Origin of the sequence: Curvivirga aplysinae, from assembly GCF_009711445.1 — a bacterium.
GTDB classification, from domain to species: Bacteria; Pseudomonadota; Alphaproteobacteria; order UBA8366; family Aestuariispiraceae; genus Curvivirga; species Curvivirga aplysinae.
On sequence record NZ_SMMC01000084.1, the window covers coordinates 1 to 8,105 of the forward strand.

The following is an 8,105-nucleotide window of genomic DNA, read 5'->3' on the forward strand; positions in this document are numbered from 1 at the left end:
TAAAAAATTAGAAAAGACTTCTAATCTTAATTTATTTGCGTACGAATCGGAAACGTGGTACGATTCGTGCTTAGGGGCTTATAGGATATCTTTAGGAATGGTGATTATTGTTAATCGCCAAAGCGATGGGAAACTATAACAATGAACGCTGGTTTAAATAGAACCATAATCCTTCAAGGAAAGAGCCAAGCGAATTATCTAAACGCAAAAGGCAAAGAAAGAAGTAGTATGTTTTTTAAACGAGGTCAGAAATTAGAATATGTAAAAGCTGGGGCTTTGTTTCGGCGGGAACGCAAAGATCATATGGTGGAAACAGCTCGGGTTTTATCGGTTGCAGCAGATTCATTTGGCATACCTCATGTGCGTTATGAACTAAAAATGGAAAAGGCATGTATGGCTTATTCTGAAATACATGGTCCACGTGTTTTAGCCTTAAATACTTTTACGGAAATGTATCAAGATAGGATCGCAAGCTAGAATCATCCGGCAGAATTAAATGACTTTTGATGATATGATCTACTATCAAACGAGTATGGGGCCTATTTGAGCCCCTTTTTTATTGACCGAAAACTGCCAAAAGTTAAAAAAAATACAGAAAAATGAAAAAACTTGTCAGTTAGGCTTTGACGGACCGAAATCAGACTGCTATAGAACCGCCGCGCTTGAGACACCGAGGCGGTGTTTTCGGAGCCTTCTTTGTAGATGCGCGGTCGTGGCGGAATTGGTAGACGCGCTAGATTTAGGTTCTAGTATCTTATGGTGTGAGAGTTCGAGTCTCTCCGACCGCACCAAAGACGCTCCGAAGTAAGAGCAGCCTCGAAGTCCCGTATATAATAAAATGCGGTCACCATGTTCCAATCTAATATACATGGTTATAAGCAAAGAGTTTAAACTTTCACATGCCTGACTAAAGGTTGTTTCCATGCAAATTAACGAAACTAAAAATGAAGGCTTAAGCCGTGAATATACTGTAACGGTTTCTGCTTCTGACATCGACGCACGTGTTGATACCCGCCTGCAAGAAGTTGGCAAAACAATTAATCTTCCGGGTTTCCGTAAAGGCAAAGTGCCATTGACAATTTTACGTCAACGTTTCGGTAAATCTGTGATGGGTGAAGTTTTGGAAGCTGCGGTTAATGAAAGCAGTTCCGAAGTTGTTTCTAAAAACGAACTTCGTCCTGCAATGCAGCCAAAAATTGAAATTGAAAGCTTTGATGAAGGCAAAGACCTTGTTTTCAAAATGGGCGTAGAGTGTATGCCCGAAATCAAAGAGATGGATTTCGCTTCTATCGAATTGACTAAATACAAAGCAAAAATCGAAGAGTCTGAAGTTGATGAAGCATTAGAGCGTATCGCGAAAGACTTCCGTAAATCGGAGCCAGTTGCAAAAGCACGTAAAGCTAAAGAAGGTGACGTTGTTGTTATCGACTTTAAAGGTTCCGTTGATGGTGTTGAATTCCCTGGCGGTGCTGGTGAGGGCCACAATCTGGAATTGGGCTCTGGACAATTCATTCCTGGTTTCGAAGAACAATTAGTTGGTGCAAAACCAGGTGATTCTTTAGAGGTTAATGTAACCTTCCCAGAAGAATACCATGCAGAGGACCTTAAAGGTAAGGCTGCAGTATTCGCTGTAGATGTTAAAGAGTTACGTGAATATGTTGAAACAGCAATTGACGACGAATTAGCTAAAAACCTTGGTCTTGACGATTTAGACCAGTTGAAATCTAACATTAGTGAGCGTTTGGAAGCTGATTACGATCAGTTTGCACGTAACCGTACAAAGCGTCAGTTGCTAGATGCATTGCAAGAAGGTCATGACTTCGAAGTACCAGCAGGTATGGTTGAGCAAGAATTCGACAGCATCTGGAAACAGTTTGAGCAAGCTAAAGAAGCGGGTCAATTAGACGAAGATGATGCGTCTAAAGATGAAGACGAGTTGAAAGCTGAATATCGTGAGATTGCTGTTCGTCGTGTGATGCTTGGATTGTTGTTGTCCGAAATCGGTACAAAAAACAACATTCAGGTTGCCCAAGACGATTTGAATAAAGCAATCATGAACGAAGCTCGCAAATATTCCGGTCAGGAAATGCAGGTAATGCAATATTACCAACAAAATCCTGAAGCGATGGCTAGCTTGCAAGCGCCAATCTTCGAAGATAAAGTTGTAGACTTCTTGGTTGAAATGGCGAAAGTAACAGAAGAAGAGATCAGCGTTGAAGAGCTGGTTAAAGATCCAGACGAAGCAGAGTCTAAGCCAGCAAAAAAAGCGAAAGCTAAAAAAGCTGCAAAGAAAGCTACTTCTAAAAAATCTGCATCTAAGAAATCTTCTGCGAAGAAAGCTGCAGCAAAAAAATAAAGATTTAAAGATATTGCCGGATCAGATGATTTCGGTCTGGTAATTTCGGACAAATCACTTATATGCTAATCCCACGGACAGTTCAGGCATTTCTGCTTGTCATATCCGTGGGATTAGTGCTTTTTAGGGTAAGTTTTTCTACTTACTGATTCTCTTTTAAAATACAGGGGGTGGCCTCACCATGATTACAGACCGCGATCCAATTGACGTATATATGAATACTCTTGTTCCTATGGTTGTGGAACAAACAAACCGTGGCGAACGCTCTTATGATATTTACTCGCGTCTTTTAAAGGAGCGCATCATCTTCTTGACTGGTCAGGTGAATGATCATGTTGCAAGTTTGATTTGCGCACAATTGTTATTCCTTGAGGCTGAAAACCCAAAAAAGGATATTGCATTTTATATTAACTCACCTGGTGGTGTCGTGACATCTGGCATGTCTATTTATGACACGATGCAATATATTCGCCCAAGCGTTTCGACTCTTTGTTTAGGGCAGGCTGCTTCAATGGGGTCGCTGCTATTAACAGCAGGGGATAAAGGCAAGCGTTTTGCGCTTCCTAATGCGCGGATCATGATCCATCAGCCCTCTGGTGGTGCTCAGGGGCAAGCTACCGATATTGAAATCCAAGCGCGTGAGATTTTGCGTATGCGTGCGAATCTAAATGAAATTTATGTAAAGCATACAGGTCAGGATCTCAAAACTATTGAATCAGCTATGGAACGAGACAATTTCATGGAAGCAGAAGAGGCCAAAGAGTTTGGGCTAATTGATGAAGTTGTTGATACGCGCCCTGACTTAGATGGTGATGAAGAGTAAGTCATTTAACTAATTTAAAGTTATTAAGGCCTCCTTATACTAGGGGGCCTTATTTTTTGCTCGGGTTTGATGATTGTGGTTGAAATGCAGAAAATGTAATCAAATGAGGCAGTTGATTATATCTGCCTCGATAAAATAGTCCTCTAATACCAGATATAGTGAAGAAATCTGCAATTTCGGATTGCTCGCCCGGTTTTGGGGTCTATAATTAAACTAATATCGATGTTTTTTGATGAAAGAAAAATAAATGAGCAAGACCACCAACAGCGGTGATTCAAAGAATACATTATACTGCTCCTTCTGTGGCAAAAGCCAGCATGAGGTACGTAAGTTAATTGCAGGTCCAACAGTTTTCATCTGTGATGAATGTGTTGAACTTTGTATGGACATTATAAAAGAAGACACATCTACATCTTTAGCGACTTCTGGTGAAGGGGTTCCTGCACCGCAAGAAATTCGCGATGTACTTGATGATTATGTCATTGGTCAAGATTTCGCCAAGCGTGTTTTGGCCGTTGCTGTGCACAACCATTACAAACGTCTTGCTCATGAAAGCAAGAATGGTGATGTGGAACTGGCAAAATCCAATATTCTCCTGATTGGCCCAACAGGTTGCGGTAAGACACTTCTTGCTCAAACACTTGCTCGTATCCTTGATGTGCCATTTACAATGGCCGATGCGACCACACTTACTGAAGCTGGTTATGTTGGTGAAGATGTCGAGAATATTATTCTGAAGCTTTTGCAAGCTGCCGATTACAATGTTGAGCGCGCCCAACGTGGAATCGTGTATATTGATGAGGTCGATAAAATTAGCCGTAAAGCTGACAACCCATCCATTACTCGTGATGTTTCTGGTGAAGGTGTACAGCAAGCCTTATTGAAAATCATGGAAGGTACTGTTGCATCTGTGCCTCCACAAGGCGGTCGCAAACATCCACAACAAGAATTCTTACAAGTTGATACAACGAATATCCTATTTATTTGTGGTGGTGCTTTTGCTGGTCTCGATAAAATTATTGCTGGTCGTGGCAAAGGATCTTCAATTGGTTTTGGCGCCGATGTGAAATCTGAAGACGATCGCAATGTTGGTGAATTACTGCGTGAAATTGAGCCAGAAGACTTATTGAAATTTGGCTTGATCCCGGAATTTGTTGGTCGTGTACCAATGATCGCCACTTTGACCGATCTTGATGAAGACGCATTGGTTGAGATTCTGACACAACCGCGTAATGCGTTGTTGAAGCAATATCAACGATTGTTTGATATGGAAAAAATTGAGCTGGAATTTACAGAAGATGCTGTTCGTGCGGTTGCCCATAAGGCGATTGAACGTAAAACCGGCGCCCGTGGCCTTCGCTCTATCATGGAAGGTATTTTACTTGATTCCATGTATGAATTACCTTCTTTGGAAGGCGTAGAAAAAGTGGTTATTAATAAAGAGGTGGTTGAAAATAAGGCTGATCCTCTCCACATCTATGCTGAACGTAAAGAAGAAATTGAAAGCAGCGCCTGATTCCGAATGAATGGGCTTTGCCAGGATTTTGGGAAGCCCGTTCACTTAATGATTTGATTGACATTGGAATGTAATCAAACTCTCGGATAAAGGACAAATAGACAGAATATTTCGCCTTACTAGGGAAGGTTCTGTTGTATAAAGAAAGGTCTTAATATGTTAGAAGCTTCACAAGCTGCGCTCTATCCAATCCTTCCTTTGCGGGACATTGTTGTATTTCCGCATATGATTGTGCCACTTTTTGTTGGCCGTGATAAATCTATAAAAGCTCTTGAAGATGTGATGCAGGATGATAAGCAAATCCTGTTGGTGACACAGAAAAATGCCTCAGTAGATGATCCGTCAGTTGAAGATTTATATGAGATCGGTACTATCGGTACGATCCTTCAATTGCTAAAATTACCTGATGGTACAGTGAAGGTTCTTGTTGAAGGGCAACATCGCGTTAAAATCGAAGAGTATTCTGATAATACTGATTTTTTCCAAGCTTATGCAACAGATTTACCTGCTGTTGAGGAAGATTCTGCTGAGCTTGAAGCTTTGGCGCGTGCCGCTGTTGGTCAGTTTGAGCAATATATTAAACTAAATAAGAAAATTCCTGCTGAAATTTTATCAACAGTCAATGAAATCACTGATCCGTCCAAATTGGCCGATACAATTGCGCAACATCTCTCTTTGAAGATTAATGAAAAACAAGAAATCCTTGAGTTGTCATCAGCCTCTGAACGTCTTGAAAAAGTTTATGGCTTTATGGAAGGCGAAATAAGCGTAATGCAGGTTGAGAAGAAGATTCGCAGCCGCGTAAAACGCCAAATGGAGAAAACCCAACGCGAATATTATCTAAATGAGCAAATGAAGGCCATTCAGAAAGAATTGGGCGAGGGGGATGATGGCAAAGATGAGCTGACAGAGCTTGAAGAGACACTTGATAAGTTAAAATTGACCAAGGAAGCACGTGAAAAAACGAATGCTGAATTGAAAAAATTGAAAACAATGAGCCCAATGTCTGCGGAAGCAACTGTTGTCCGTAACTATTTAGATTGGATCATTTCAATTCCTTGGAAAAAACGCAGTAAAATCAAGAAAGATTTGAACCGAGCAAAAGATATTTTGGACAAAGATCACTATGGCCTTGAGAAAGTTAAAGATCGGATTCTTGAGTATCTAGCGGTACAAGCACGTATGAATAAAGTTAAAGGTCCGATTCTTTGTTTAGTTGGCCCTCCGGGTGTTGGTAAAACATCACTTGGTCAGTCCATCGCAAAGGCCACGAATCGTAACTTCGTACGTATGTCTCTTGGTGGTGTACGAGACGAGTCTGAAATTCGTGGACATCGTAGGACTTATATCGGTTCTATGCCAGGTAAAGTTATTCAAGGAATGAAGAAGGCAAAGACATCGAATCCGATGTTTTTGTTGGATGAGATTGATAAACTTGGAAATGATTGGCGTGGGGATCCTTCATCCGCATTACTTGAAGTTTTAGATCCAGAACAAAATGCAACTTTCGCAGATCATTATCTTGAAGTTGATTATGATTTGTCGGATGTGATGTTTGTAACAACATCGAACTCTTTAAATATGGCTGGCCCTTTGTTGGACCGTATGGAAATCATTCGTATTCCAGGTTATACGGAAGCGGAAAAAGTCGAAATTGCAAAACGTCATTTAGTACCTAAGCAAATCAAAGAGAACGGTTTGAAGGACGGTGAGTGGAGCATTTCTGACGAAGCGATTCGTGATATTGTTCGTTATTACACCCGTGAAGCTGGGGTTCGTAGTCTTGAACGCGAAATTGCCAATGTCTGCCGTAAGGGGATTAAGGAAATCATGATGGATGGAAAGAAATCCATCGAAGTTACCGATGAAAACCTTAAGGAATATGCAGGTATTCGCAAATTTAGATTCGGCGAAGCTGAAGATGAGGATCAAATCGGTGTTGTAACTGGTTTGGCATGGACTGAAGTTGGTGGTGAATTACTTTCTATCGAATCTGTGATGGTTCCAGGTAAGGGCAAATTCATCAAAACGGGTAAGCTCGGAGATGTGATGCAAGAATCCATTCAAGCTGCTGAGAGTTATGTGAAGAGCCGAGCGCCAAGCTTTGGTATCAAACCTACAGCTTTTGAAAAGGCTGATATTCACTTGCATGTCCCTGAAGGTGCAACTCCAAAAGATGGTCCATCGGCCGGCGTTGCTATGGTAACTTCAATCGTTTCATTGCTTTCTGGAATACCTGTTCGTAAAGATGTTGCAATGACTGGTGAGATTTCTTTGCGTGGTCGTGTACTTCCTATCGGTGGTTTGAAAGAAAAGATTCTGGCTGCACTCCGCGGTGGAATTACAAAAGTATTGATTCCGCGCGATAATACAAAAGATCTGGAAGATATTCCGGATAATGTAAAAGAGGTATTGGAAATTGTGCCTGTTTCTACTGTCGATGAAGTACTTGAACATGCTTTAGCTACATCTCCTAAGCCAATTGAATGGAAAGCGGATGATGACGATGGAGAATCAGAAGCGGTTACAGCTGTTAGTGAGGCGGACGAATCGCATAGCGAAGTAACCACACATTAATATACCTGTAACATTGTGGGTAATATTGTTTCAATCAGGCTCCATTTTTGGGGCCTGTTTTGTTTTTGTAGGATATGTCAACATAGAAAATGATAAAAAATCTGTGGAAAACCGCAGAAACCTGCGGTTTCATGATTGACGTGAAGAAAGAAATAACTTTAAACTGCTTCTCGTCGAAAGGATGAACCTTTCGTTAATCTGTTTAAGAAACCCAATAAAAAATTCTAGGGGGTCTATCGTGAATAAAAACGATCTTGTTGCTTCTGTAGCTAATGAATCTGGTCTTTCTAAGGCTGACGCTGCTAAATCTGTTGACGCTGTATTCAACGCTGTAACTGGCGCTTTGAAATCCGGTGACGAAGTACGCTTAGTAGGTTTCGGTACTTTTGCAGTTACAAAACGTGCTGCTTCTGAAGGCCGTAACCCACGTACAGGCGAGAAAATCCAAATTCCAGCTTCTAACCAACCAAAGTTTAAAGCTGGTAAAGGTTTGAAAGACGCAGTAAACAGCTAATACCTGTTTATACGTGATTTAAGAAAAACGGTCGCTTTTTTAAGCGGCCGTTTTCTTTTGTTTCTGGATTATGAAAAAAAAGAAAAATAATTGAAAAAAATCAATTTTACCTCTTGCCAATACCTGCGGACTTTCATATAAACCGCGCATCCGATAGAGACTTGGAAACGATGGGCGATTAGCTCAGCTGGGAGAGCATCTCGTTTACACCGAGAGGGTCGGCGGTTCGATCCCGTCATCGCCCACCATCTATTCCAACATCTCAATCCCAAAGACAAAATGTCTTAAAGGGCGATTAGCTCAGCTGGGAGAGCATCTC

General features: G+C 41.2%; 6 protein-coding genes and 2 tRNA genes. All 8 read left to right on the top strand.

Annotation, left to right across the window (positions count from 1 at the left end; translation table 11 throughout):
• Positions 1 to 141 precede the first annotated feature (141 nt).
• The 8 genes from E1160_RS01635 to E1160_RS01670 all read left to right on the top strand — a co-directional run bounded on the left by E1160_RS01635 (position 142) and on the right by E1160_RS01670 (position 8,034).
• Positions 142 to 477: a hypothetical protein gene (locus E1160_RS01635; RefSeq protein WP_155153247.1), complete on the top strand. Its 336-nt coding sequence runs from the start codon at positions 142 to 144 to the stop codon at positions 475 to 477.
• Positions 478 to 706: 229 nt separating this feature from the next.
• Positions 707 to 791: transfer RNA gene (locus E1160_RS01640), tRNA-Leu, on the top strand.
• Between the two features lie 131 nt (positions 792 to 922).
• Entirely contained in the window at positions 923 to 2,356 is a 1,434-nt protein-coding gene (gene tig, locus E1160_RS01645) for a trigger factor (RefSeq protein WP_155153248.1), read from the top strand.
• 184 nt (positions 2,357 to 2,540) lie between these two features.
• Positions 2,541 to 3,179: an ATP-dependent Clp endopeptidase proteolytic subunit ClpP gene (clpP, locus tag E1160_RS01650; protein ID WP_328597107.1), complete on the top strand. Its 639-nt coding sequence runs from the start codon at positions 2,541 to 2,543 to the stop codon at positions 3,177 to 3,179.
• Between the two features lie 247 nt (positions 3,180 to 3,426).
• Complete coding sequence (gene clpX / locus E1160_RS01655) at positions 3,427 to 4,695, top strand: ATP-dependent Clp protease ATP-binding subunit ClpX (protein ID WP_155153250.1); 1,269 nt, start codon at positions 3,427 to 3,429, stop codon at positions 4,693 to 4,695.
• 156 nt (positions 4,696 to 4,851) lie between these two features.
• Positions 4,852 to 7,272 (top strand): endopeptidase La, encoded by a 2,421-nt coding sequence (gene lon, locus E1160_RS01660; RefSeq protein ID WP_155153251.1) that lies wholly within the window; start codon positions 4,852 to 4,854, stop codon positions 7,270 to 7,272.
• Positions 7,273 to 7,510: 238 nt separating this feature from the next.
• On the top strand, positions 7,511 to 7,786 hold the full coding sequence (locus E1160_RS01665; RefSeq protein WP_328597106.1) for an HU family DNA-binding protein: 276 nt from the start codon (positions 7,511 to 7,513) through the stop codon (positions 7,784 to 7,786).
• Positions 7,787 to 7,958: 172 nt separating this feature from the next.
• Positions 7,959 to 8,034, top strand: a tRNA-Val gene (locus tag E1160_RS01670).
• The last annotated feature ends 71 nt before the right edge of the window (positions 8,035 to 8,105 follow it).